Genomic DNA, 25,016 nt, shown 5'->3' with positions numbered 1-25,016 from the left:
AGCAGGGCCCCCCTGCTTCAATCTTTACATGGCATTAAATCGGTATAACAGAATCTTATTTGACCCGTATAGATGTCGTTTGTAAACTTTTTCTGTCCCAATTTAAAACGAATAGGCTCTTTATATATTGGACCATCAAAAACAAAGGAATGGTATTCCCCGTTTTCCCCACAAGGGTCTACCTCAACTGGCAGTCCCTCCAAAAATTGTTGAGTGATCTCCCTGCCTGAAAAATCCTCGGGCAATTGAGTCAAATCTACACAAGTCGTGATCGTCCGATAGCCTAGGGAAAGAAAGCGATGAATCAATTCCGATGTGTTAATTCCCCATAAAGGGAATACTGGTGTGATCCCTACAGGCTTTAACATATCCTCCCTGTACTTGCGCACATCCTCAAGAAATAAGTCGCCAAAAGCAATATGATCAATGCCTAGTTCCTTCATGGCATTTATTTCTTTCAACATAACTTCCCCATATTCTTCATTTGAGCACTGTTCGGGGATTCTGATTTTTTTCAATGGAAGACCGATAGACTCCACTTGGGCCTCTAACAATTCCTCTCTTACACCATGGATACTGGTCCGATTAACTCCATCGGTGACCGTTGAAAATAATAATTTGACCTCATATTCTGTTGAATCTAATAGTTCATGTAAAGCCAAAGTCGAATCCTTCCCACTAAAGGAAACTGCTGCTTTTTTCATCTACTCCCCCTCCTTATGTAAGGTTAACAGACTTTTCATTTCCCTTGTGAAATAAAATCTAGAAACTTTTTTCATTTGTTTCATATAGAGCAACTGTTGGATATACAACCTAGCATTTTATTAATATAATTCAGAATATTGTTAATGTTGGCTGCGCTTTTTATGTAAGCGTAATCATTTTTGGTTATCCAATTTTACCTTATAAGGAGGTTTGTTTATGCAAACAGTTAGTGTTATAAATAAAAGTTATATTAATGGTGAATGGACCGAAGGAAAAAGCAGCCGTTCCCATGATATATTAAATCCTTATGACCGCTCTGTAATTGCCAATATCCGTTTAGCTACAAAGGAGCAGCTGGATGAAGCATTTGAAATAGCTAAAAATGCACAAAAACTCTGGGCCAAGTCGACCGTAAAAGAAAGACGACACGTTCTTCAAAAAGCAGCTGAATACTTAAAGGATAATCGTGAAGAATGTGTTCAAACAATAGTGCGGGAAACGGGCGGCACTATTTTAAAAGCAAATGTTGAGTTTCACCTGACGTTAGAATTTTTAGAGGAAGCGATAAAATATGCAGACGAAGTCTATCAAGTAAGAGAGATTGCAGGGTCTTCGGAAAAATTAAATCACATTTATCGGCTGCCTTTAGGAGTCATTTCTTCTATTTCCCCCTTCAACTTCCCTATGAATCTATCAATGCGAACCATTGCTCCAGCCATTGCATTAGGTAATAGTGTTGTTCACAAGCCGGATATACAGGTTGGTCTTTCGGGCGGTTCCATTATTGCAAAGGCATTTGAGTATGCTGGCCTGCAAAAGGGAGTTTTAAATGTGATCTTAACGGATATCGAAGAAATTGGCGATGGAATGCTAACGAATCCTAATCCAAAGCTGATCAGCTTTACAGGCTCTTCTGCTGTCGGACGGCATATCGGCGCCATTGCAGGCCAAAACTTAAAGCGGGTAGCTCTTGAATTAGGCGGTAACAGCCCATTTGTTGTCTTATCCGATGCTGATGTCGATCAAGCAGTTAATGCCGCGATTTTCGGTAAATTTATCCACCAAGGACAAATCTGTATGATTATTAATCGGATAATAGTTCATCAAGACCTATACGATGAATTTGTAGACAAGTTTGTTGCCCGCGCCAAGGATCTCGCTTTTGGTGATCCAAGTAACCCAAAAACAGTGATCGGCCCATTAATTAACGAAAAGCAGTTAGAAAAAGCGCTTCAATATATTGAAGAAGCTAAACAAGAAGGAGCCACCGTTGCTTTAGAGGGGGAGCGTATTGGGAATGTCGTTACACCATTTGTGTTTACCAATGTAGACAATTCCAGTAAACTAGCGCAAACCGAGCTATTTGCTCCAATTGCCACAATTATTAAAGCAACAACTGATAATGAGGCGATAGAAATGGCCAACGATACCATTTATGGACTAAGCTCATCTATTTTTACAAGTGACTTGGCTCGCGGCGAAGAATTAGCACTGAATATTGACAGCGGGATGACACACATCAATGATCAAACAGTTAATGATGCTCCAAATATTCCATTTGGCGGAAATAAAGCGAGCGGGTTAGGGCGTTTTGGTAATCCATGGATTGTGGATGAATTTACGGTAACTAAATGGGTTTCTGTGCAGACAACAAAACGTCATTACCCATTCTAATATTTTAATAAAATTGTTCCATAACCCCTGAAAATCAGGAGTTGCTCCTCCTTTGGGGGTTTTAATGCTTTCATAACCCCTAAAGACCAAGAGCTGCTCCTCTTTCGGGGGTTTTAATGCTTTCATAACCCCCGTAGACCAAGAGCTGCTCCTCCTTCGGGGGTTTTAATTTTTATAAACTAGCAGGTCATGGTTTGCTCCTTGTTTAGGGGTTTTGATGCTTCCCGTGCCCTTCAATCAGGCTCCTTTAAAAAATACTCTTTTGATCTTTCGTTAAATACCTTGCATCCGGTGTCTCTTAAAAGGAGCTCCCACTACTTTACCTTTCGAAATGCTCTTCTCTCAGCATATTCTGAGCAAGGGATACACACCTTTACGACTTCATCCTTGTCATCTATATACTTCCTCAAAGGACTAACCTTCCTTTTACAAATCGCACATTTATTTTTAAAAATATTAAAAATAAACATTTTTAGTCACCTTCAATTTCTTTTTTATCCTATTATATTAGTCGATTTGGTAATTGGATTCATTTGTAATAAGTTTTTTTCCTAGAATTATAGTAAGATGGGATAAGAAACTAACTAGAGAAAGGAACAGAAAAATGTCATATAAAATGATTGTACTTGATTTAGATGATACCCTGCTGCAAGACGACCATACCATTTCCCCTCGTACGAAACAGTCATTAATGGATGCACAAGAGGCAGGTGTAAAAGTTGTATTAGCTTCAGGGCGCCCAACGTCTGCGATGTATGAAATTGCCGATGAACTAGAGTTAAAGAAATATGGAAGCTTTATTCTTTCGTTTAATGGGGCAAAAATCACTAACTGCCAAACAGGTGAAGAGCTTTTTAGCAGCACGTTATCACCTGAAACCGCGCACCGCCTATACAATTTAAGTCGTCGTGAAGATGTGTTTATTCACACCTATGTTGGTGATGTGATTGTTACCGAAGCAGGAAATCAATATACCAATATTGAAGCGGATATTACCGGTTTAGATGTGTTCGAGGTTGATAGTTTTGTTGAGTCAGTCAATGAACCGGTTGTTAAAGTACTAATGGTCGATGCTCCGGAAAGACTTGTCGAAGTAGAAAGTAAACTGCAGCAAGAACTAGCTGAAGAACTAAGCGTCATGCGTTCTAAACCATTCTTTTTAGAGTTTACAGAAAAAGGGGTAACAAAAGGAACCAGCCTTAATCATCTGATTGGACAACTTGGCATTACGCGCGAAGAAGTGATTGCCATCGGCGACAGCTACAATGATTTAGCGATGATTGAGTTTGCTGGACTTGGAGTTGCTATGGGCAATGCACCACAAGATATAAAGGAAAAAGCAAATTATGTGACTGACACCAATATGAATGATGGCGTAGCAAAGGTTGTAGAAAAATTTGTTTTGAATACGCCCGTCACTGTTTGATTCCAGCCGCTTGGATATTCCAAGCGGTTTTTTGTTTTATTATTAAAGCGATTCGTAATGTACACTAGCCCAATCATGTCCCCAGTTCCAATTTCTTTGCATAAACTATCACAAATAAAACCAATAAAAGGCGGAGAGAGGTATGGGACTATTCATAAATAAAAAGGAACACCCGAATTTATTTAAAAATAACAGTCAATTGAAGGTATCAAATCAAGTGGAATCAAGGCAGGATTTCCTCACTGAACTAATGAAGGAGCAGCAAAAGGCGAATACGGCTCTGAACCTGGCATTAGCAGACCTGCAAACGCGTTATCAGCAGCAAACAGATGCCCAGAACACCCACTGGAAACAGGTAGATTATCAGCTGAGTGATTTAAAGAATAATACGTTTAGACAGCAGAAATTTGAAAACGAAATAGTCACCCATTTACATTCCCTCCATGAGAAAAATGTCCATTTAGAGGAAATTATTGAAAAAGAAACACAAGTACGGGAATCCCTGTCTGGTCAAATTAATCAAATTAGTAAGACTTGTGACAGTATTGCGGATCGTTTAGAGAAGAATGAAGAAAACCAATTACAACTTACTCAGCAAATGCATGAACAGCTTGAAATGCAAAGACAGGCAGCTGAGAAGCTAACGAAGCAAGAGGAAATTCACGGCGGGATGCTTGAGCGGCTGGACCATCAGGATGCAATATTAGATAAACTGGCTCGTCAGATGAATCATATCCGTTCCATTCTATTTGAACGGACTAATTACCTGGCAGGAAAAATAGAAGAAGGCTATAAACTCACCTCATCATATGTCTATAAATTAATGACCGGCTCTGAACAGCCGCTGACCTTTTACCTAATGAATAATAAAAAAGAGGAAACTCATCAAGAAAAAGTTGATTAATAAATAAAGGTTCACAGCCGATATAACTGTGAACCTTTCTTATCTAAACGGACATGAATCATCAAATTTTTGAGAAAAACTTGAATACATTGTAATCAATTTAATAGAATTGCACTACGGATTCAAACCACTTACTAGTTTTCTTTTATTCTTGTTAAATTGTAATGGCCGGTGAGCATAGTAAAGTTTTGCTACTGCTTGATTGCTGCAAAGGGAACATTTGATATAGTAGGAAGCTTTGCTAATATGAGGAGTTTCTAAAAATGGAAGTACCTCTTTCATATGTTTATTACATGCCCACATAGTATCACCGCTTTTGAGAACTTCAAATAATAATGTTACATTTTTCACACATTTCATACCGATTTTATTTTTTAGGGTTAAACTTTGTTGGGAGTTTTCTTCGTTAAGATACTTTGGGTAATAATTTTTGTCATAATTTCAGCAAGTTTTATTACTGTATGCAGCCTAGTACTGCTTAAAGATTGTACTGGTGAAATGGGGTCAAGATAATTAACAATAGCTTTCATATGAAAATCCCCTACACTAGGTAACCTTTTATTCAAAGCATTACCTGGAATAAAGGACCCCTCGTTTAAAATAATTAATCCAATTTGACTTTCGTCCCCCAAACAAGCATCTATTCCGACAATAAAGGGCCCATTATGTTGAAGTGTTATCTCTTGTAGGATTTTTTTAAGATTTAAAGCATGGACGGGTTCTTCTATAGTTCCATAAATAGGAAAAGGAATTTCTTTTTTCTTTAACATCGACCCTACCATAGGTCCAAAGGAATCACCTGTAGAACGGTCTGATCCCACACCCAAAAAAATGACTTCTTTTTGTGTGTTACTAAGAACTTCTGTTAATTTATCCGCCAATTTTTCAATCTTTTTCTCTTTTGTAGATTCTTTTAGTGATATATGATATGGCCTTTCCACCTTCTCGACTATTTTTTTCTTGCTTACAAAAGGCCACATACGACTTCCCCTCTCCAAATATTTATTTTCCTACATTTTAATAATAGTGTAAACTTTTCCAAATAAGAATTTCAATTAAAAACTTTTTAGACGATCATTTAAAAATTTCTTAATCGTATCGATCGAAAAGATTTCTTGCTGATCCTATTTATAATCGTTTCCGTTATTTCTTCCTAAAAAAAACGTCCATGCCTTAGCATGAACGTTTTCAATGTTGCTCCCTATTAGATACCTTGATTAAAGATATCAGTTAATACAGGAACAATTTGTTTTTTACGTGATACAACACCTTTTAAAGTAGCTGTATTGTTTTCTAGTGAAACATTGTAGGCTTTTTCCACTGCAGCCGTTTTGCTTCCGATTGCTAAACCAACAGAATCGTTTGTTAAGATATCTGTAACAACAAACAAGAATAAATCTAAGTTCTTTTCTGCCACGATGTTAGAAATAGCCGCTTCTATTTCAGCTTGACGTTCTAGAACATCAGCTGTGTCCACCACGTTCACTTGGGCGATTTCAACTTTGCTTGAACCCATTTCAAATTCTTTGGCATCAAGACTTAAAAGGTCGGCAATGGATTTATCACGAACGTCTGCACCTGCTTTTAACATTTCCAAGCCATAAGTTTCAGCCTCTACACCCGCAATGGCTGCTAATTCCTTCGCTGCTGCAACATCTTCAGGTGTGCAAGTTGGAGATTTGAACAATAAAGAGTCGGAAATAATCGCAGATAACATTAGACCAGCGATTTCTTTCTTAATTTCTTTACCGTTTTCTTTGTACATTTTATTTAAAATGGTTGCCGTACAGCCAACAGGCTCGCAGCGGTAGTATAAAGGATCGCTTGTTTCAAAGTTAGCGATACGGTGGTGGTCGATAACCTCTAATACACGAACATCTGCAATATCATTTGCACTTTGCTGGCGCTCGTTGTGGTCAACTAAGATTACAGAATTTACTTCAGACGCAACTGCTTCCACTAAACGCGGAACTTCAGCGTTGAAAGTTGTTAGTGCAAATTGTGTTTCGCCATTGATTTGACCCAGACGCACTGGTTCTGCGTCTACGCCTAATTGTTTTTTCAAATCTGCATATGCAATTGCAGAACAGATTGTATCAGTGTCTGGATTTTTATGACCGAAAATAAGTACTTTTTCCATTTTTACTACTCCTACTCATCAAAAATTTTATGTAGATCAATCCTAAACTAAAATGACCCTATTTGAAATTATATATCAAGATGTTTATGGATACAAAGCAAAAATACAAAAAGAAACAAAGGCATTCTCCCTAAGTACCTTTGTTTCTAAACATTCCTTACTTTACGGTGACAGGAACAACCCTCTGCCCAATAGCCGCTATTAATTCTGGCGGCATTGGGAAACTGAGTGCTGCAGGGTCCTTCATAACCGCCGGAATCGTTGCCGCTAATGCCTCTTCACTTATATGATATTGCTTGAAGTCGGCAGGCAGGCCGACACTTTGCTGTAACAATCTAATTTTTCCAATCACTTTAGCAAGTGCATTTTCAGGTGTATCATCCTTCACATCGACATCCAATGCCTGAGCGAGTTCAGCAGCCTTTGGCAAATACAATTGCGGTACAAGCTCCATCACCACCGGTAAAAAAACGGCATTCGCTAATCCATGTGGGATTCGGAACAAGGCACCGTAGGCATGAGCCAAATTATGAACCGGTATCGCATTAAGAGCAAAGCTAAACGCGGTAATTCCCATAAGACTTGCCTGCAATAAATCCATTCGGGCATTTAGATTGCCGCCATCCTCAACAGCCACCGGAAGATTTTTTTCAATCAATCTGATCGCATGAAGGGCACAGGCATCCGTTAGACCAGTCGCTGTTGGTGATGCTAGTGCTTCAATCGCATGTGTTAAAGCATCAAAACCTGTAAAAGCGGTAATCACAGGCGGCAGGCCAACTGTTAAATCAGGATCCAATATCGCCATATCGGCATTTATAAATGGATTAATAATATTTGTCTTCATTTGAATGTCTTCATTAAAGATAACTGCAATTGGTGATACTTCAGAACCTGTACCAGCAGTGGTCGGGATCGCAATATGCGGGATAGGGATATAGTTTGCTTTCGGAAACTGCTCATATAATAAGCCGCCTGGAATTGCTTCCTTAATATCCGTTAAGCCTTTATGAAGAGCATATTTAACCCCTTTAACAGTATCCAGTACACTGCCGCCGCCTACAGCTAGTAAACTATCAGCACCTACTTCCCTGGCATAGCGGACCGCATCATTAATGCAGCGGCTTTCGGCATCTTGCGCTATATCCAAGTAGGTTCCAACAAGCTGCGGTCCAGACCCGTGGCCCGTCAATTCAAATATCGAAGATACCTTATCGACGATCCCTGCCTTTTCCAAACCGCGGTCACTTAAAAGCAGGACCCGTTTGGCACCTAAACCGGCAAATAAACTTGGTACCATCGCCCTGGAATTTGAACCGCTGTAAATACCTGTACGCAACATAAACTGTGATAGAGTTGTTTTCATCATCTTCTCACCTCTTCATTAGTTTTGGCCAAATAGAATTCCATACCAGCTGCGTCTTTCCAATTCAGGCGACATGGAGGTATGAACATGCTTTACTTGTGTATAGGCATCAAGTGAATGCTTGCCCATCTCCCGGCCGATGCCGCTTTGCTTGTAGCCGCCAAACGGTGCATCACTGCGGAGCATATGCCAGTCGTTAATCCAGACCACACCCGCTTGAAGTTTCCTTGCGACTTCATAGGCTCTATTCACATTACGTGTCCAGACACCTGCTGCTAATCCATAAATCGTATCATTGGCCATTTGAATCGCTTCTTCAACTTCCGAATAACGAATCACACATAGGACAGGTCCAAAGATTTCTTCCTGGGCAATTTTCATATCATTGGTTACATTTGTAAAAATCGTTGGCTCGATAAAATGACCTTGCTCACAGCCTGGGACAGTAACCGCCTTTCCGCCGCAGACAAGGGTTGCCCCTTCTTGCTTACCGGACTCAATATAGGAGAGGATCGATTCCTTTTGTTTTTTCGAAATGACTGGTCCGACATCGGTTGCCGGGTCTAGCGGATTGCCTAGCTTTAATTTGCTGGCAAGCGCAACAAGTCCTGCAACGACTTGATCATAGAGTTTATCCGGTACAAACAGCCGTGTTCCAGATTCGCACAGCTGACCGGAGTGAAGGAATACGCCGAAAAGGCTTCCCGGTAAAGCAATATTTAGGTCTGCATCTTCTAGGAGGATATTTGGTGACTTTCCGCCAAGCTCTAAGGTTGTATTTTTAATTGTGCCGGCGACAAGGCTCATGATTCTTCGGCCAACTTCTATTGAGCCGGTAAAAGCAACCTTATCGACCTGTGGATGGTTCACTAACGCTTCCCCTGCTTCTGTACCTGCTCCGGTAACCACGTTGATGACACCCGGAGGGACCACTTCCGAGATAATTTCAGCCAATTTTAGGGTTGAAAGCGGGGTGTAGCTGGCCGGTTTAATCACTATCGTGTTCCCCATCGCGAGCGCTGGTGCCATTTTCCAAGTCGCAATCACCATTGGCAGGTTCCAAGGGGTAATCGCCGCACACACGCCGATCGGTTCACGCCATATGAAGTTGTGAGCAGGTCCCGGGAATGGCGGGACTGGGAGCGTTTCTGAGAATGGATACTCTAGTGTAAAGTTTGCTAGTGTCTGGAACAGGTCGACCATTTGTAAAATATCACTATTGCCGATACGCCGGACGGTTCCGCCTGAGCTAATCGCTTCTAGGTATGCTAGTTCTTGAGCGTGCTCGGCAATTTTATAAGAAATAGCAAATAGTACCTTTGCCCGATCCTTCGGCTTCATGTTTTTCCAGTCGCCCTTGTCAAAAGCGGCACGAGCTGCTTTGACGGCACGGTCGACATCCGCCTCAGTTCCTTTTGCTACTTTTGCGACCAGTTCTCCGGTTGCAGGATTGAATACATCAAAAGTTTCCCCGCTGCCCGCTTGCTCCCACTTTCCATTGATAAAGTGCGGAAAGGTTTGTACGTCTACATTTACTGTCATGATTTCTTCCTCCTCTGCTATTTTTTTAAAAAATATTTACAACACACCTAACTCACTATCTGTATATCTATAAATCTCTTCGATTTTTTTGCCCTTCGCTCTTGCTAAAATTTCCATTCGGACCGATAACTGTTTAAGCGTAAAATTCATAACGTCATCAGGATTCCCCCCGAATGCACTAACTTCCCTTCCTGCAATGCCCTCTTGATTGAGTCTAATGGCTAATGGGGTCAGCTCCCCCATCTTGGCGGAAACAAAATCGAACAGATGCGGATGTTCACAAATCAATCGCTGCAACAGAAATGTCCCGTAACCAATATGACGTGACTCATCTCTTTTTAAATTACCTATTCCCTCCAATAGACCCGGCATGATTCCGGCTGTTTCAAGCGTGTTATAGAAGGAAAAATATCCAGTCTCGGCTAAAACTCCTTCAACAAACATGTTATATACCACCGACGCTTCAGCTATCGCCTCAGGAGATTGATCAGTTACAAGCCGGGCCATTGTTGTGGGCAGGATCTCATAAAAAATCTTTTGATAGGTTTCCGTATGAAAATGAGACAAATCTCCTATCTCGCCGATTGCGTTCAATACAAGCCTGAAAAACTCCGTGTGTTTCGCTTCCTCATACAAAAAGGTCGTTAAAAACATCTCCTCCTCTAACCGGCCTTCTTTGGCAATCGCCATGATGAGAGGAAGTAAATCTAAAGTGACGGCCTCCTCGCCAGCTTGGAATTGAGAAATTAGGCGGAGAATATCCTCCTGCTGCTCAGCCGTCATCGACTTCCAATCCTTTTGGTCCTGGGTAAAATCAATATCTGCCGGATTCCAATTTCCCACCCGTTTTGCTTTTTGATATAAACGATATGGGAAAGAATCCTCCAGCAATCCCCTTGTGCTTGTCGTTAAAATAGTCCTTTTTTCCATCCTAAAATCTCCCTTCACTCTGTTTTAACCCATTACCATATCTGCGGCTGTTTTCCGTAAATGGGTCTTTAAAATTTTACCGACACCATTCCGTGGCAGTGCCTCAAGAAAAACGACTCTTCTTGGTGTTTTGTTTTTCGCCAAATGATCCTGACAGAATTGGATTAACTCCTCCTCTGTTAGAGCAGACCCTGGTTTTCTCACAATACAGGCGACCAATTCCTCACCCATTCGTTCATCAGGAATACCGACCACTGCGGCTTCAATCACTTCTTCATGACCATTTAAGATTTCTTCCACATCGCGCGGATAAACATTAAAACCGCCGCGAATAATTAGATCTTTTTTACGGTCGACAATATACACATAGCCTTCATCATCCACCCGCGCCATGTCTCCGGTATATAACCAGGAATCTTTTAACACACGGTTTGTTTCTAGATGATTTTGATAGTATCCAGGCGTAATATTATCACCGCGGACGGCTAATTCACCTACTTCACCGGCTGGAACTTCAGCCCCGTTTCCATCCACAATTTTGATTTCGACCCCTGGGATGGGTACACCGACAGATCCCGGTTTAATCTCGATTCGTCTGCTATGTGCCGTCACAACCGGGGCAGCTTCTGATAATCCATAGCCCTCAAGCACTTTTGCACCAAACCTTTGCTCAAAGGCATTTAACAGGGCAACCGGCAGCGGTGCAGAACCCGATCCTACGGATTCCAGACTCGAAGTATCATAGTGATCGGTATTGGGATAGGAAACCATGGCATGAATCATCGCTGGTACCGCTGAAAATGTCCTTACCCGGTAAGTATCAATTGCTTTAAAAACCTCTTTAACATCAAAGCTTGAAAAAACAACAATCGCACTGCCTGTGATGTAACATACATTTGAAACCGTTAAGCCATAGACATGGGCAAGAGGCAGGACCCCCAAGGTGGTGCCCCGCTCTGTGTCATTGTGCTTTGCTGAATTCTGAGCATTTGAAAATAAATTTTTATGGGTTAACATGACTCCTTTAGGATTTCCTGTTGTCCCTGAAGTGTACAAGATCACCGCTGTATCCTTGGCTTTCCCGTCGTCTACTAAATCTTTTTCAACTGGAACCAACAAATCGTAAAAGTTGGTTATTTCCTCATTCGATGAGAGATCGGATACAATGACTGCTGGCCTTTCCGGCAGGTCTTCCAATGATTTTACGACATTTTGAAGGACATACGAGGAAGTTATGACTGCTTTAGCCCCAGAGTTTCGGGCAATATAATGAAGTTCTTTTGGATGTAGTGTAAACATAACTGGTACAATAATAGCCCCCGCTCTCGTTATCCCTTGGTAGGCAAAAAGGACTTCTGGGCAGTTCGGCAAACAAACGATCACCCTGTCACCCTTTTCAATCCCAGTTCTTCGAAGTCCTGCTGCCAATTGGTCTGCATATCGCTTAGTTTCTACGTTTGTATAGGCTTTTTCCTTGAAAAATAGAAACGGATATTCACCAAAATCCGTGATATTTCTTTCCAGTAGATCTCTTAGCTTCACGAAATCCGCTCCCTTTATAGAAGAATTTATAAAGAAAAATACTCCACCAGTGAACCATTGCGTTTAAAGCTGACTTTCTGCCTTGTTTCCAGTAAGTCTAAATGACCTTGGATTTGCGACAAACCTAAGAAGACGGTTTGTCCTTGTAAACGGGGATACATTTCCTGGCAAATCTCAAAAATACTTTTTTGATTATCAGCAAGGATGGCTAAAATCTGCTCGCAGCGTTTTTCTTGCTCTAGCAGTCTTGTTTGAATCAATTTTTTATGATCAGTGAAAGAATCACCATGGCCAGGATATACGGTGTGGAGCGGAAGGCGGCTAACTTTTTCCAGTGAGTTGCGATATTGCAATAACGGCTTAGGCCGGCTCTCTCCGTCTAAAAGCGGTGGTTCAATAAAGGCATTAACAGAAAATGCCTTTATTAAATGATCACCTGCAAACGAATCACCCGTTTCATGGTTCCATATTAATATGTCAGATTGGCTGTGCCCCGGAACATGAATCACTTCAAACCGGTTGCCCCCAATTAAAACTGTATCACCTTCCTTTACATACCTTACATTTCTCCAGTTTTCTTCTTGAAATTGGCGCTGAACAATATGTTTAGATGGATCTGCCCCGCAAGAATGAAGAAAATCCTGAAAAAACTGCTGGTCTTTTTCAAATTTATCGATATTTGAATGGATCAATCCTTTGGCTTGTTCGTGAACAAAAATAGGAAGATCGGTTTCTGCTTGAATAAACGGAATGCCTCCCACATGATCGATATGGATGTGGGTCAGCACGATTTTGTCTAAGTCACGAAAGGTTACGCCATGTTTATGTAGTTTTGTCTTTAGTTGTTGAAAGGACTTTCGGCCAGGATTCCCTGTATCGATTAAGGTGATCGTCTCACCAATAGCTAAAAAGGTATTGACTGTTCCCTCGGCAAATTCGGTTTCTAATACAAGGGGTATAATTTTTAACAAATAACAGACCCTCCCTTCCTCAAAGCCGTGCAGCTCATTCTATGTCGAAAAGAGCCTCATTATGAAGAGCAAATTTGAAGGGCTGCTCCTCATGAATCATCTTAGTTCTGCGCCTTCACTTTCTCCTCTTCTTGAAGGGTGCGCCAAAGGATTTTTCCGCTTGATGTCATCGGGAATTGCTTTCTGAATTCAATCTGCCTTGGGTATTTATAAGCAGCCATATGCTGTTTGGCCCATTCCATAATCTCATCCTCACTGATTTTCCCTTCGAAGCCTTCATTTAAAATGACAAAGGCTTTGACGGTTTCACCTCTTCTTGGATCAGGGACACCAACTACACAGGCCTGCTGAATGGCCGGATGTTTATAAAGGTAAGATTCTATTTCGGTTGGCCAAACTTTATAGCCAGAAGCATTAATCATTCGTTTGACCCGGTCGACAATGAAGAAATAGCCATCTTCGTCATAACGGCCAATATCACCGGTTCTAAAAAACGTTTTCCCATCAATCTCAATAAATGAATTTTTATTTTCATCATCCCGATTATAATAGCCGACCATTACTTGAGGGCCGGTGGCAATAATTTCACCGATTTCGCCTATACCCAGTTCTTTACCTGACACTGGTTCGATGACTCTAGCATCCACGTCAAAGGATGGAATGCCAAGGCATTGCATTTTTGGACGGTCTGGCGGGTTGAAATGGGTTTGAGCGATTGTTTCGGAAAGTCCATATCCTTCTACAAAACGTAATCCTGATAGATTAAATAATTTTTCACCAACAGCCTCCGGTAAAGCCGCTCCCCCTCCTGAAATCGAGGTTAAAGTAGCCATATCTTCCTTCTTCAAATTTGGATTTGCCAAGAAGTCAACGATCATGGTCGCGATCGTTACCCAGTGGGTACAGCCTATTTTTTTAATTAACTCTACGGCAGCATCACGGTTCCATCTCGTCAAAATGACCATTGTACTTCCACTGAAAATCGGCATGTGCATACTATGAACCATGCCCGTTACATGGAAGAGCGGCAGTGTCATGAGATGAACGGCATTTGGTGTAGAGGAAGACCAGTGGTACGCGCCAACTGTGTTGGCATTCACCGTCCGGTTCGTATGCATACACCCCTTTGGCAGACCAGTTGTTCCGGATGTATAAGGGAGACAGGCAAGGTCGTCCCCATTGGCTGTGTGTTCTGAAGGGGTTAAATCTGCAGCAATAGTCTGATTCCATAAATAGTGCCGGGTCTGAGTGAAATTAATCCTTGGGGCTTCCACTTCCTTTGGCAGGAATCCTTCAAACCCAGAACCAGCATAATCGGAATAGGCGGCGATGACTAAATCTTTCAAAGAGGTTTTACCTAGCAGCGGGGCGATTCGGTCATATAATTCCTGCCCAGCAAGTGCCGTCTTAATCTCGCAATCTCGCACATAAAATTCTAGTTCGTCTGCTGCCAGCATTGGATTAATAGGAACCACAATAGCATTGGCCCTGAGGATAGCGTAATAACCTATCACAAATTGCGGAGAGTTTTGCATAAAAAGCAAAACCTTCTCCCCATTTTGAACGCCTAACTTGTGCTCTAAGTATCCAGCGAGGGCATTGACTTCTCTATCCAACTGTTCGTAAGTGATTTTATTACCGTAATAAAAAATAGCATCCAGATTCGGATATCGAGCTGCACTAACTTTGAGGTTATCGTATAGCGAAGTAGAAGGTACTTTTAAAGATTTAGAGATTTTGGGCCAAAATGGATAATGAAGAGTTAACATGAACATCTCTCCTAGTCATTAATTGCAGGCGCTATTTTAGTGGAAATACTTTTAAGAATCATATAGACAGCATGATTATTCTCGTTCAATGATTGTAGCGATTCCCTGCCCTCCACCGATACAAGCAGTAATCAATGCGTATCGTCCACCTGTTCGCTGCAGCTCGTAGGCGGCTTTTGTTACCAGGATGGCACCCGTGGCCCCAAGCGGATGTCCGTGAGCAATGGCTCCTCCGTTCACATTGACCTTATTCATATCCATTTCTAGTTCTCGATTACAGGCCAATACCTGCGCAGCAAAGGCTTCATTGATTTCAATTACATCCATCTCTGCTAAAGTGAGACCCGATTTCTTCATGACTTTTTTCACCGCAGGTACCGGACCAATCCCCATGATGTTTGGGTCCACCCCTGCTACTGCATAGTCACGGACAACAGCGAGCGGAGTCAGCTTTAATTCTTCCGCTTTTTCCCTGGACATGATAACAAGGGCAGACGCTGCATCGTTTAAGCCTGAACTGTTGCCCGCTGTTACTGTTCCATCTTTTAAAAATGCGGGCGGCAATTTTGCTAGGGCATCCAAGCTTGTTTGCGGTCTAGGGTGTTCATCTGTTTTAAAAACAATCGGCTCCCCCTTTTTGACTGGAATGGTGATCGGAACAATTTGTTCATCGAAGCGTCCCTCGGCCATGGCCCGCGCCATCCGCTGTTGACTTTGGAAGGCGAAAGCATCTTGTTCTTCTCTGGTAATTCCATATTTTTTGACGAGGTTTTCGGCAGTAATTCCCATCGGCGGGTCGCCGATTTCTTTTGGTGACAGCTGCGATTTACGAAAGCTTGGCGGCAGCGGACTATATGGTTTTTCAGGGCGGTCCATTAAATACGGGGCCCTGCTCATGCTCTCAGTTCCTCCGGCAATGTAAACCTCCCCATCCCCTGCTCGAATGGCTTGAACCGCCAGATTGATAGCATTGATTCCTGAACCGCATTGTCTATCCACCGTTATTCCTGGCAGATGGATGGATAGTCCTGTTTGTAAGGCTGTTAATCTAGCAATATTGCCTCCGCCGGAAAGGACGTTGCCAAATATCACGTCGTCAATGATTTCAGTGCTAATATTTGCTCTTTTTACCGCTTCCTTGATTGTTTCAGCGCCCAGCACATGGGCTGGCACACTAGCTAAGGCGCTGCCCTGCCTGCCAATCGCTGTCCGAACAGCCGATACGATGACGGCATCTCTTTTCATTTAGTTACACTCCCCCTTTTTATAAGTTGAATAGACCTCCGCTCAGAATGATTTGTGAACGTGTTTCTAAGCGACCTCCAAATACCGTTTTCTCTATTTTCCGCTCATTATTCTCTTTTTTTATTGAATCTTCTTACGCAAGTTGAGTTAACCTATACGCAAGTTGGCTCTGGCTATCTGCGAAAAAAAGACGATGATCCGCAAGTTAACCCAGCCTATCCGCAAATTACTCCCCCTCACGCAAGTGGATTACGGTTATCCGCAAATTGGCTCTCCTTATCCGCAAATGCAAGCCGACTTTCCGTAAGTTGCCATACCCTATCCGCAAATTACATCGCATGCGCTCCGCCATCCACCACTAGAACATCACCTGTCACAAAATCGGAAGCTGACGATGCTAAAAACAATGCAACCCCTTTCATGTCGGTATCCGAGCCAAACTTTCGCAGCGGCGTCCCTTCAAGAATAGCTTCCCCGCCGATATCCAGGAGCCCCTTCGACATTTTCGTCGGGAAAAATCCGGGCGCAATGGCATTCACGTAAATTCCTTTTGGTCCCCACTTTACCGCCAAATCCTTAGTAAACGTAATAACGGCCCCTTTACTGGAGTTATATCCAATTGCATTCATCACCTTAGGGTTGCTTCCCTTCAGCCCGGCAACCGAGGCAATATTAATGATTTTTCCAGATTGCTGTTCAAGCATCACTTTCCCAACAGCCTGAGACATTAAGAAAGTGCCTGTCACATTCACATTGATTACCTTTTGCCAGGCCTCAAGCGGCATTTCCTCCACCGGTGCTCCCCAGGAAGCGCCACTGTTGTTGACAAGAATATCAATCCGGCCAAATTTTTTAACAGTCTGCTCAACCACATACCTAACATCTTCCGGGTTAGAAACATCACATTTTAAGGCGAGGCTTTCTATACCTAGCTTCTTCAACTCTTCACTGACTATCTCACAAGCTTCCAGCTTACGCGAGCAGACCACGACATTCGCCCCTGCCTCTGCGAATCCCTCGGCAATTTGCTGACCAAGCCCCCGGCCGCCTCCTGTTACGATCGCCACTTTACCACTTAAATCAAAAAGTTGTTTTACATGCACTTTGAGGCACCTCCCTTATCGGTATTTTTTTAATTCATATCTGGCAATTGCCCGTTTGTGAACCTCATCTGGACCATCAGCTAATCTTAACGTCCGAATGTTTGCCCAGCTGGCGGCAAGAGGCGTGTCCTCACTCACCCCGGCCGCACCAAATGCCTGAATCGCCCGGTCAATTATTTTCAGTGCCATATTTGGAGCGACCACTTTAATCATGGCAATTTCTGCTTTTGCCTCCTTATTCCCAACTGTATCCATCATGTAAGCGGCTTTCAGCGTGAGCAAGCGGGCCTGTTCGATTTCAATCCTAGCCTCAGCAATCCATTCTTGGATAACCCCCTGTTCCGAGAGTCTTTTCCCAAACGCCACTCTGCTTTGAACACGCTTACATAGTTCCTCAAGCGCCCGTTCTGCTGCACCAATAGTTCTCATACAATGATGGATTCTCCCCGGGCCAAGCCGTCCCTGTGCAATCGCAAAACCCTTTCCTTCTCCCCAAAGTATATTAGAAGCAGGCACCCGGACATTTTTATATTCAATCTCCGCATGACCATGCGGGGCATGATCATATCCAAACACTGGTAAAATCCGTTTAATGGTAACGCCTGGAGTATCCAAAGGAACTAGAATCATAGATTGTTGTTCATGGGTCGGAGCGGAAGGATCATTTTTTCCCATCACGATCGCAATCTTACAGCGGGGATCTCCTGCACCGGAGGACCACCATTTCGTTCCATTAATAACATACTCATCACCATCTCTAACAATACTTGCTTGAATATTGGTCGCATCAGAGGAAGCAACATCTGGTTCAGTCATGGAAAAACAGGACCGAATTTCTCCGTCTAAAAGCGGCTGCAGCCATTGTTCTTTGTGAGTTTCTGTCCCATAACGAACCAGAACCTCCATATTCCCGGTGTCAGGTGCTGCACAATTGAACACTTCAGGCGCAATCGCCGAACGGCCCATGATTTCACAAAGCGGTGCATATTCTAAGTTGGTCAAGCCAGCACCAAATTCACTTTCTGGTAAAAATAAATTCCATAATCCGTGCTGTTTCGCTTTTTCTTTAAGCTCCTCCATAATGGCCGGTATTTTTGAAAAAGGGTCCTTTTTATCAATTTGCTCATGATAGAGTGTTTCACTCGGATATATATATGCATCCATAAAGTCAGTCAGCTTTTTCTGAAGCTCTTGGACCTTCTCAGAATAACTAAAATTCATGATTTTCCCTCCCTAACATCCCTACTAGTCAGTATGTCGCTACTCACAACAAAAATGGAATTTTCCGAATACTCACCAGCCTTGTAAGGATGTGTATCACCCTGTTCGCAGATAGAAGAAACCCAGCATGAATGGTAGTAAATTTCTGCATGCTGGGTTTATTACCTTGGTCCTTGATGCTTTTAATAGTGGTGATAGACTACTACACCCTTTAGCACATCATTACCCTCTTGATTTACCGCTTGAACATCAAAATGAAGATTTTGGTCCTGCTTCTCTTTCAATGTCGCCCTTAATGTCACCACATCGTTTAAAAATACCATCCCTTTAAACCGAATCGAGTAATCTTGGACAAATCCTTCCTCATAATACGCAGTAAACAGCTTTGCCAAGTTGCCCATTGTCCACATGCCGTGAGCGATAATCCCTGGCAGTCCTGCCTTTTTCGCCTCATCATCAATGGTATGGATCGGGTTAAAATCACCGGATGCTCCAGAATATTTAATCAGGTCCATCCGTGAGACTGGTTCAAGCTGCACCTCAGTAAGCGACTCACCCACTTGTAATTGTGTCAGCGTACTCATTTTACCAACACCTTCCTTACTGCTTCAGAAATAACGATCGTTGAGGTAGAACTAAATATGACATTCCCTGATTCATCTTCCCCAAAGCTTTCCAACACCAAGAAACCCATTTGCCCAAAATTCCCTTTTTTCTCAAAATAATTTTTCACTTTGGAATAGCAGTACACGACTTCGCCGACTACTAATGGACGGCTAAAATGAAAGGTTTGTTCCCCATGAATTAAACCTTTGTTTGGCAAATTTAGCCCTTCAATCGTTCCATAATCAAAAACCCGCGGGAAAGTTGGTGGTGCAATATTGTTTCTGTAGCGAGATAGACGGCCTGTATCTTCATCAAAATAGATCGGATGAAGGTCGCCAATCGCTTCGGCAAATTTCTTAACAGCGCCTCTTTCCACAGCATTTTTCACTTTGTTTGATTGTTTACCAATTTGGTCGTTAAACAAAGCTCTTCACCTCACCTTATTAGCATTTTGGTCCGCCAGCGACATAAATCACCTGGCCATTAACAAACGAAGATTTTTCATCTGCAAAAAACGCTACGGCATTGGCAATATCCGCAGGTTTGCCAGTTCTCCCCGCCGGAATCTGCGCTACGCTCGCTTGGACTAATTGATCAAATGTGATCCCAATTCTTGCCGCTGTTTCTTTGGTCATCTCCGTCTCAATAAAGCCTGGCGCTACTGAGTTAGCGGTGATGCCGTATCTTCCTAGTTCAATGGCCAGTGTTTTGGTAAAACCTTGTAAGCCCGCTTTGGCAGCAGCATAATTGGCCTGGCCGCGATTGCCGAGGGCTGAAGTAGACGAAATATTGATAATCCGCCCATATTTTTGCTCAACCATGTATTTTTGCGCGGCACGAGCAGCATTAAACGAACCTTTTAAGTGCACATCCATGACCGTTTGCCAATCGGAATCCGTCATTTTGAATAGAAGATTATCTCTGATGACGCCAGCATTATTGACTAAGATATCCACCGAGCCAAATGTCTCATAAACCTCTTTAAAAGCATCCTCTACTTGTTCAGCATCCACCACATTGGCCACTTTTGAATAAACTTCATATCCTTTTTCTCTTAATTCACTGGTTGTTTCATTCAAGGCTTCTTCATTTAAGTCAATTAAGGCGACCTTTGCCCCCTCACTAGCAAAAAGTTCGACAATCCCCTTTCCGATTCCTCTGCTTCCACCTGTTACAAATGCGACTCTTCCTGTAAATCTTCCAGCCATTCCTCTTCCTCCTATTTTTAAAAGTTGGCTGTGCAACCTAGAGTGTTGATTTCAGCTCCAGCCGCGAGCGGTTCGCGGGCGGTCCAGGGAGCCTCCTCGGCGCTATGCGCCTGTGGGGTCTCCCCAGCCCCGTACTCCCGCAGGAGTCTACGCGCCTTACGCTCCAATCAACATGCTAAAAATCACAAAAACCTTTTACACAGCTAAATAGTTTATTAGATAACGCTTACATTTCTATTAAACATATTGACCTACTTTGACATGACCTTTGATTAAGTTGCGGGCAATGATCATGCGCTGTATTTCATCTGTTCCGTCGTAGATTCGCCATAATCTGGCTTCACGGTACCAGCGTTCGATTGGCAATTCCTTTGTATACCCCATTCCGCCATGAATTTGCAGAACACGGTCGACCACTCGATTCCCCATATTCGAACCATATAATTTAGCCATTGAGGCAAGATGCCGATTATCTTCCCCTTCGTCAAGCGTAAACGCAGCGTTCAAGACCAGCCATCTGGCAGCCTCAATTTCAACCGCAGAATCGGCAATTTGCCATTGAATGGCTTGCCGTTCAGCGATTGGTTTGCCAAAGGTAATCCGTTCTTTTGAATAATCAATTGCCATTTGCAATAAGCGTTCCGCCGCACCCACAGCTCTGGCCCCGACAATCCATCTGGCAAAGCCAATCCACTCCAATCCAAGATTGTATCCTTTATGCAATTCACCCAAGATATTCTCCTCAGGAACACGAACATTATCGAATACTAATCCGGCTGGACCCCAATCACCCATCGTATGTATATACTCGGATTTCCAGCCCATATCCCGGTCAGCAATGAAACAAGTCACACCTTCACGGCCTTGTGTGGCCAGATGCCTTTCCTTATCGGTAATCGCGATCACCATGACAAAATCGGCTTCGTTTCCACCAGTTATGAAGGTTTTTTCTCCATTTAGCACCCAGTCATTTCCATCTTTTACCGCTGTCATTTTGATATTTCTCGTATCCGAACCTGCCCCGGGCTCTGTCATGGCAAAGCAAGATTTTTTCTCGCCATTTATAGTTGGAATTAAATATTTTTGTTTTTGTTCTTCATTTGCATAATAGAGAATAATATCTGCAGAGCCGCCAAATGAAAATGGCACAAAGGTTTTAGACACTTCCATTAGAACAATCGCCATCATCATTTGCCCTAGATTTGCACCGCCGTATTCCTCTGGTGTATTGATTCCCCAAAAACCGGCTTCCTTTGCCTTTAACTGCAGCTCTTGTAATTTTCCTGGAGGGAGACTCGGCCTTCCTTCACGCTCGTTTCTTAATACTTCGTTTTCAAGTGGAATGAGTTCTTTTTCTACAAATCTTCTAATTGTTTTTTGCACCATTTTTTGTTCATCGGTTAGGCGTAAATGCATTTTTTTCACTCCATTCTTAATCTTGAAATCTAGTGTTTCCTCCATAAAAGAGTATGCAAGAAGAATCGAACACATACCTACCGGTTAGTATGTGTAATCTCATTTTTTTATTTGGAAATTTCAGATAATACAAGTTTTTAATTCCTTTTTTCATAAAAAAAATTCTCAGCTTCTATAAAACTGAGAATGAACTTAAGCTTGTCGGACTGCTTTCCTTGTAAGCCGATCGCGTAAGGCTGAAATGGTAACGGAACTCACTAGCCATGAGAATAAACCAATTGTGATGCTAAACAGCCAATTACCAGTCTCCTGTAATGAGATAAGGACGGCAATCACACAAATAATTCCCCCCATCATTCCATAAACGGAACCCCTGGCGATATTGGTTGCCTTCTTTGTTCCTGATGCGATTCCTACCATAATAACAGCTGTCAGCATAACGGCAGGAAAGGCAGCAAATATTCCGGCAAGAATCTTCCAGGGAGAAATGACTGTAATTAAATAGCTGAGGGAAACAGCAGTCCCTCCGAGTAAAAAACGAATAAATAAATCTTGTTTATTCATGTTGTTCACCCTTTCCATTTAATGTGAGGTAATGAATACGACTATAACAGAAACAGCAAACCAACAGGCCATCGACTGGACGATTCCTTTTTTCCAGCCAACCCTGGGCAGAAGATAACCCGCAATAAGTGCCACTACTATATTAATCCCCATTCCAAAAATAGCTCCTCTCGATAGCATGATGGAATGGGAGATCAGCTGACCACCATGAAAATCTAAACCAATAGTTAATAGTGCGGCTAAATAAACAGCTGGGAATGCTGCGAAAATTCCCCCGACCTTTTCGCCTAATTTCTTTGCAACGATTGTACAAGCAACAACAGCCAGGCCTCCTAATAGGAAACGGATAAGCAGTGCGCTTAAAGATAAATGAGCCATAAATGATTCGCCTCTTTTGTCTGCACGTTTTATTTTTTTGTGAATTCTATCACAAATGAATTTATGTATTCATTGTACATCATTCCAATGAATAAACGTGTGAACACTTTCTTACTGTTTTCGAAGCGGTTTCACGTTCATTGTTCATCTTTAAGCACACGGTAATTGAATTTTTAATTGCGGAATTCCGGGTTATTTTTTAAAAAGTTTTGCCATGCCCTTTTAATTCCTTGCATAATATCTTCTCTTGACGCATGAAGTCGTTCCTTCGTACCTCCAAAGCCAATTTCAACCTCTCCTTTATCAAGTTCAGCGAATATCGTATCAGCGAAATCTGTTAAGGGCGCACCAAAGGTATGTAGTCCCACTCCACCTAAATCCGTATTGACAGCTGGAGGAAGAATCTCAATCACCTCAATGTTTGTTTCTTCCAACTGATGGCGCAGGGATGTGGTAAAAGAATGCAGCGCTGCTTTCGTCGCACTATAAACTGGCACCCATACACCGGTCATAACGGCTAATCCAGATGTAACATTTACAATCGCTGCCTCCACATGTTTTTGCAAATGTGGTGTAAACAGCATTGTTAAATGAATCGGTCCCTCCACATTTATGGAAATTTCATTGCGGTAATAATCCCAGTCTTCTTTTGGATTCAAAAGATTTACCCTTTGTTGGATACCAGCATTGTTAACCAGTACATTTATTTGAGGAAACTCTTTCGCTGCCCATTCGAACAAACGGATCCTCTCTTCCTGTTTAGAAACATCGCAAACCTTCGTATGGATGGACGGAAATCTTTCCTTTACTTCACGCAATTTTTCTTTACGGCGGCCGACAATAATGACTTCATTGCCTCTCTCTAGAAATCGTTCAGCAAATGCTAACCCAATGCCTGATGCCCCGCCTGTAATTAAAATTGAATTACCTGTCATTTTCATATTAAAATCCCCCTATTTTGTCCCATAGCTGCTTTTTTTAGGTTAAACCATAGGCTCTTTTTTGATTCATTTAAGATTATTGACTATTTCCCGCCATAATGACAAATGATAAAGATGATATTCTTTTGAATATCCGTTTCAAATCCTATGATGAGGTGATGGTTGATGAGCTACAGAGATCAATTAGATTCGCAATCGGAGCTTTTTCACTACACTTTTACAAGACCTAAGCATACGAAGGCACAGGTAAACGGTCAAACAAGAGTGTCGCAAAACCAGATCATCTTAAGGAGCAATGCTAAGGCCCATCGCTGGTAAGTAAGAGTCTTGGCACCGAAACGAAATGGAGTCTGCCTATCGTTTTTTGCAGGCAAAATGAAGAAGACCCTTTTCGCTAATCGAAAAGGGTCCTTCTTTTTGAAGGAATTATTATTCAAAATTGCTTGAAAAGATAATATTTGAACGATATCATAAAAGACATCTTAATTAAACGGAGTGGATCTTAACCATGTATGAAGCTTTCACAATTAGAGATGCAGAAATAAATGATTTGCCAAAGATTGTAGATATCTACAATTCCACGATTCCCGGACGGATGGTTACCGCTGATTTAGAGCCAGTATCCGTCGAGAGCAGGATGCAATGGTTCAACGAACATTCCCCTGACCTGCGTCCATTATGGGCAGTAGAAATGAACGGGGAAATTTGCGCCTGGGTCAGCTTTCAATCGTTTTATGGAAGACCAGCCTATAACGCCACGGCTGAAGTAAGTATTTATATCCATCAGGATTTTCGCGGTAAGAAGCTTGGAAAATCCCTCATTCAAAGGGCACTTGATGAATGTCCGAGACTAGGAATCAAGACTATGCTCGGGTTCATTTTTGGTCACAATGAGCCAAGCTTAAGACTGTTTTCAAGCTTTGGGTTTGAAAAATGGGCTCATTTTCCAAATGTAGCAGAGTTAGATGGAGTGGAACGGGATCTACTCATTCTTGGAAAAAGAGTATACTAAAATTATTGACAACAAAGGGGTAAAAAAGATGAGTGTACATAAAGCCATTACAGAACACGTTAACAATCAAAACAAGAAAATTAATCATTTCCTTTCGCTTGACCATTTGCGTGAAATGTATATAAATGAAGCATTAACATTATGCAAAGCAGGAAAACCATTTACTACTGAAAAAATAAATGAGGTCACACATCAGATTAATGACCTAGCGAGACAGGGGATCATACCAACCCGAAAATTAGTAACGGATGAGATGGTTAGAGGATTTGCACTGAAAAACCAATAGGTTTCCAATTAATAGAACATAGCTTTTTATTATTCCAAAAATCAACATTTTCTAGTACTATAATAGT

Annotated in this window: 25 protein-coding genes; 6 read left to right on the top strand and 19 right to left on the bottom strand. The window is 42.2% G+C overall.

Features of this window, described 5'->3' with window-relative positions:
- Nucleotides 1-17: 17 nt before the first annotated feature.
- Nucleotides 18-704, bottom strand: a complete 687-nt coding sequence (locus tag V7266_RS20140; protein ID WP_335470348.1) for a diphthine--ammonia ligase — start codon at nucleotides 702-704, stop codon at nucleotides 18-20.
- A 217-nt stretch (nucleotides 705-921) separates the two neighbouring features.
- On the opposite strand from V7266_RS20140, the gene V7266_RS20135 reads away from it, so the two are divergent.
- The 3 genes from V7266_RS20135 (at nucleotide 922) to V7266_RS20125 (ending at nucleotide 4,709) form a co-directional block, all read left to right on the top strand.
- Entirely contained in the window at nucleotides 922-2,379 is a 1,458-nt protein-coding gene (locus tag V7266_RS20135; protein ID WP_335470345.1) for an aldehyde dehydrogenase family protein, read from the top strand.
- Nucleotides 2,380-2,983: 604 nt separating this feature from the next.
- The gene (locus tag V7266_RS20130) at nucleotides 2,984-3,805 is read left to right on the top strand and encodes a Cof-type HAD-IIB family hydrolase (RefSeq protein ID WP_335470342.1); all 822 of its coding nucleotides are present in this window, start codon (nucleotides 2,984-2,986) and stop codon (nucleotides 3,803-3,805) included.
- Between the two features lie 142 nt (nucleotides 3,806-3,947).
- A complete protein-coding gene (locus V7266_RS20125; protein WP_335470340.1) occupies nucleotides 3,948-4,709 on the top strand; it encodes a hypothetical protein in 762 nt (253 codons plus the stop codon).
- A gap of 380 nt (nucleotides 4,710-5,089) precedes the next feature.
- On the opposite strand, the gene yyaC is transcribed toward V7266_RS20125, so the two are convergent.
- From yyaC to V7266_RS20035, 18 genes are all read right to left on the bottom strand, one after another.
- Nucleotides 5,090-5,689 carry a spore protease YyaC gene (gene yyaC / locus V7266_RS20120; RefSeq protein ID WP_335470338.1) on the bottom strand — a complete coding sequence of 200 codons (600 nt, stop codon included), beginning with the start codon at nucleotides 5,687-5,689 and terminating at the stop codon, nucleotides 5,090-5,092.
- Between the two features lie 224 nt (nucleotides 5,690-5,913).
- On the bottom strand, nucleotides 5,914-6,849 hold the full coding sequence (locus tag V7266_RS20115) for a manganese-dependent inorganic pyrophosphatase (protein WP_335470336.1): 936 nt from the start codon (nucleotides 6,847-6,849) through the stop codon (nucleotides 5,914-5,916).
- A gap of 157 nt (nucleotides 6,850-7,006) precedes the next feature.
- Nucleotides 7,007-8,218: an iron-containing alcohol dehydrogenase gene (locus V7266_RS20110; protein ID WP_335470335.1), complete on the bottom strand. Its 1,212-nt coding sequence runs from the start codon at nucleotides 8,216-8,218 to the stop codon at nucleotides 7,007-7,009.
- Nucleotides 8,219-8,233: 15 nt separating this feature from the next.
- Entirely contained in the window at nucleotides 8,234-9,757 is a 1,524-nt protein-coding gene (locus tag V7266_RS20105; RefSeq protein ID WP_335470332.1) for an aldehyde dehydrogenase family protein, read from the bottom strand.
- A gap of 36 nt (nucleotides 9,758-9,793) precedes the next feature.
- Nucleotides 9,794-10,687: a R2-like ligand-binding oxidase gene (locus V7266_RS20100; protein ID WP_335470329.1), complete on the bottom strand. Its 894-nt coding sequence runs from the start codon at nucleotides 10,685-10,687 to the stop codon at nucleotides 9,794-9,796.
- 24 nt (nucleotides 10,688-10,711) lie between these two features.
- A complete protein-coding gene (locus tag V7266_RS20095; RefSeq protein WP_335470328.1) occupies nucleotides 10,712-12,229 on the bottom strand; it encodes a long-chain-fatty-acid--CoA ligase in 1,518 nt (505 codons plus the stop codon).
- Nucleotides 12,230-12,255: 26 nt separating this feature from the next.
- A complete protein-coding gene (locus tag V7266_RS20090) occupies nucleotides 12,256-13,200 on the bottom strand; it encodes an MBL fold metallo-hydrolase (protein WP_335470327.1) in 945 nt (314 codons plus the stop codon).
- Between the two features lie 101 nt (nucleotides 13,201-13,301).
- Nucleotides 13,302-14,969: a long-chain fatty acid--CoA ligase gene (locus V7266_RS20085; protein ID WP_335470325.1), complete on the bottom strand. Its 1,668-nt coding sequence runs from the start codon at nucleotides 14,967-14,969 to the stop codon at nucleotides 13,302-13,304.
- 75 nt (nucleotides 14,970-15,044) lie between these two features.
- Nucleotides 15,045-16,214, bottom strand: a complete 1,170-nt coding sequence (locus V7266_RS20080; RefSeq protein ID WP_335470324.1) for a thiolase family protein — start codon at nucleotides 16,212-16,214, stop codon at nucleotides 15,045-15,047.
- 329 nt (nucleotides 16,215-16,543) lie between these two features.
- Nucleotides 16,544-17,317, bottom strand: coding sequence for an SDR family oxidoreductase (locus tag V7266_RS20075; RefSeq protein ID WP_335470323.1), 774 nt, complete (start codon nucleotides 17,315-17,317; stop codon nucleotides 16,544-16,546).
- A gap of 15 nt (nucleotides 17,318-17,332) precedes the next feature.
- Nucleotides 17,333-18,538, bottom strand: a complete 1,206-nt coding sequence (locus tag V7266_RS20070; protein WP_335470322.1) for an acyl-CoA dehydrogenase — start codon at nucleotides 18,536-18,538, stop codon at nucleotides 17,333-17,335.
- 182 nt (nucleotides 18,539-18,720) lie between these two features.
- Entirely contained in the window at nucleotides 18,721-19,122 is a 402-nt protein-coding gene (locus V7266_RS20065) for a MaoC/PaaZ C-terminal domain-containing protein (protein ID WP_335470321.1), read from the bottom strand.
- Nucleotides 19,119-19,568 carry a MaoC family dehydratase N-terminal domain-containing protein gene (locus V7266_RS20060; protein ID WP_335470319.1) on the bottom strand — a complete coding sequence of 150 codons (450 nt, stop codon included), beginning with the start codon at nucleotides 19,566-19,568 and terminating at the stop codon, nucleotides 19,119-19,121. The genes V7266_RS20065 and V7266_RS20060 overlap by 4 nt, the downstream gene beginning before the upstream one ends.
- A gap of 19 nt (nucleotides 19,569-19,587) precedes the next feature.
- A complete protein-coding gene (gene fabG / locus V7266_RS20055) occupies nucleotides 19,588-20,352 on the bottom strand; it encodes a 3-oxoacyl-ACP reductase FabG (RefSeq protein WP_335470317.1) in 765 nt (254 codons plus the stop codon).
- A 237-nt stretch (nucleotides 20,353-20,589) separates the two neighbouring features.
- Nucleotides 20,590-21,768, bottom strand: coding sequence for an acyl-CoA dehydrogenase family protein (locus tag V7266_RS20050; RefSeq protein ID WP_335470315.1), 1,179 nt, complete (start codon nucleotides 21,766-21,768; stop codon nucleotides 20,590-20,592).
- A 192-nt stretch (nucleotides 21,769-21,960) separates the two neighbouring features.
- Nucleotides 21,961-22,332 (bottom strand): DUF3147 family protein, encoded by a 372-nt coding sequence (locus V7266_RS20045; RefSeq protein ID WP_335470312.1) that lies wholly within the window; start codon nucleotides 22,330-22,332, stop codon nucleotides 21,961-21,963.
- Between the two features lie 18 nt (nucleotides 22,333-22,350).
- Entirely contained in the window at nucleotides 22,351-22,710 is a 360-nt protein-coding gene (locus V7266_RS20040; protein ID WP_335470309.1) for a DUF3147 family protein, read from the bottom strand.
- Nucleotides 22,711-22,883: 173 nt separating this feature from the next.
- Complete coding sequence (locus V7266_RS20035) at nucleotides 22,884-23,651, bottom strand: SDR family oxidoreductase (protein WP_335470307.1); 768 nt, start codon at nucleotides 23,649-23,651, stop codon at nucleotides 22,884-22,886.
- A gap of 165 nt (nucleotides 23,652-23,816) precedes the next feature.
- Between V7266_RS20035 and V7266_RS20030 the strand changes: the two genes are divergently transcribed.
- The 3 genes from V7266_RS20030 to V7266_RS20020 all read left to right on the top strand — a co-directional run bounded on the left by V7266_RS20030 (nucleotide 23,817) and on the right by V7266_RS20020 (nucleotide 24,949).
- Complete coding sequence (locus tag V7266_RS20030) at nucleotides 23,817-23,969, top strand: YpzG family protein (RefSeq protein WP_098531610.1); 153 nt, start codon at nucleotides 23,817-23,819, stop codon at nucleotides 23,967-23,969.
- A gap of 190 nt (nucleotides 23,970-24,159) precedes the next feature.
- Nucleotides 24,160-24,663, top strand: coding sequence for a GNAT family N-acetyltransferase (locus tag V7266_RS20025; protein WP_335470304.1), 504 nt, complete (start codon nucleotides 24,160-24,162; stop codon nucleotides 24,661-24,663).
- 28 nt (nucleotides 24,664-24,691) lie between these two features.
- On the top strand, nucleotides 24,692-24,949 hold the full coding sequence (locus V7266_RS20020) for a YpbS family protein (protein WP_335470302.1): 258 nt from the start codon (nucleotides 24,692-24,694) through the stop codon (nucleotides 24,947-24,949).
- Nucleotides 24,950-25,016 lie beyond the last annotated feature (67 nt).

The organism is Neobacillus drentensis (genome assembly GCF_036965645.1).
Classification (GTDB): domain Bacteria; phylum Bacillota; class Bacilli; order Bacillales; family Cytobacillaceae; genus Neobacillus; species Neobacillus drentensis_D.
Note: the sequence above shows the minus strand (reverse complement) of the source record. Positions and strands in the feature narration are given on the sequence as shown.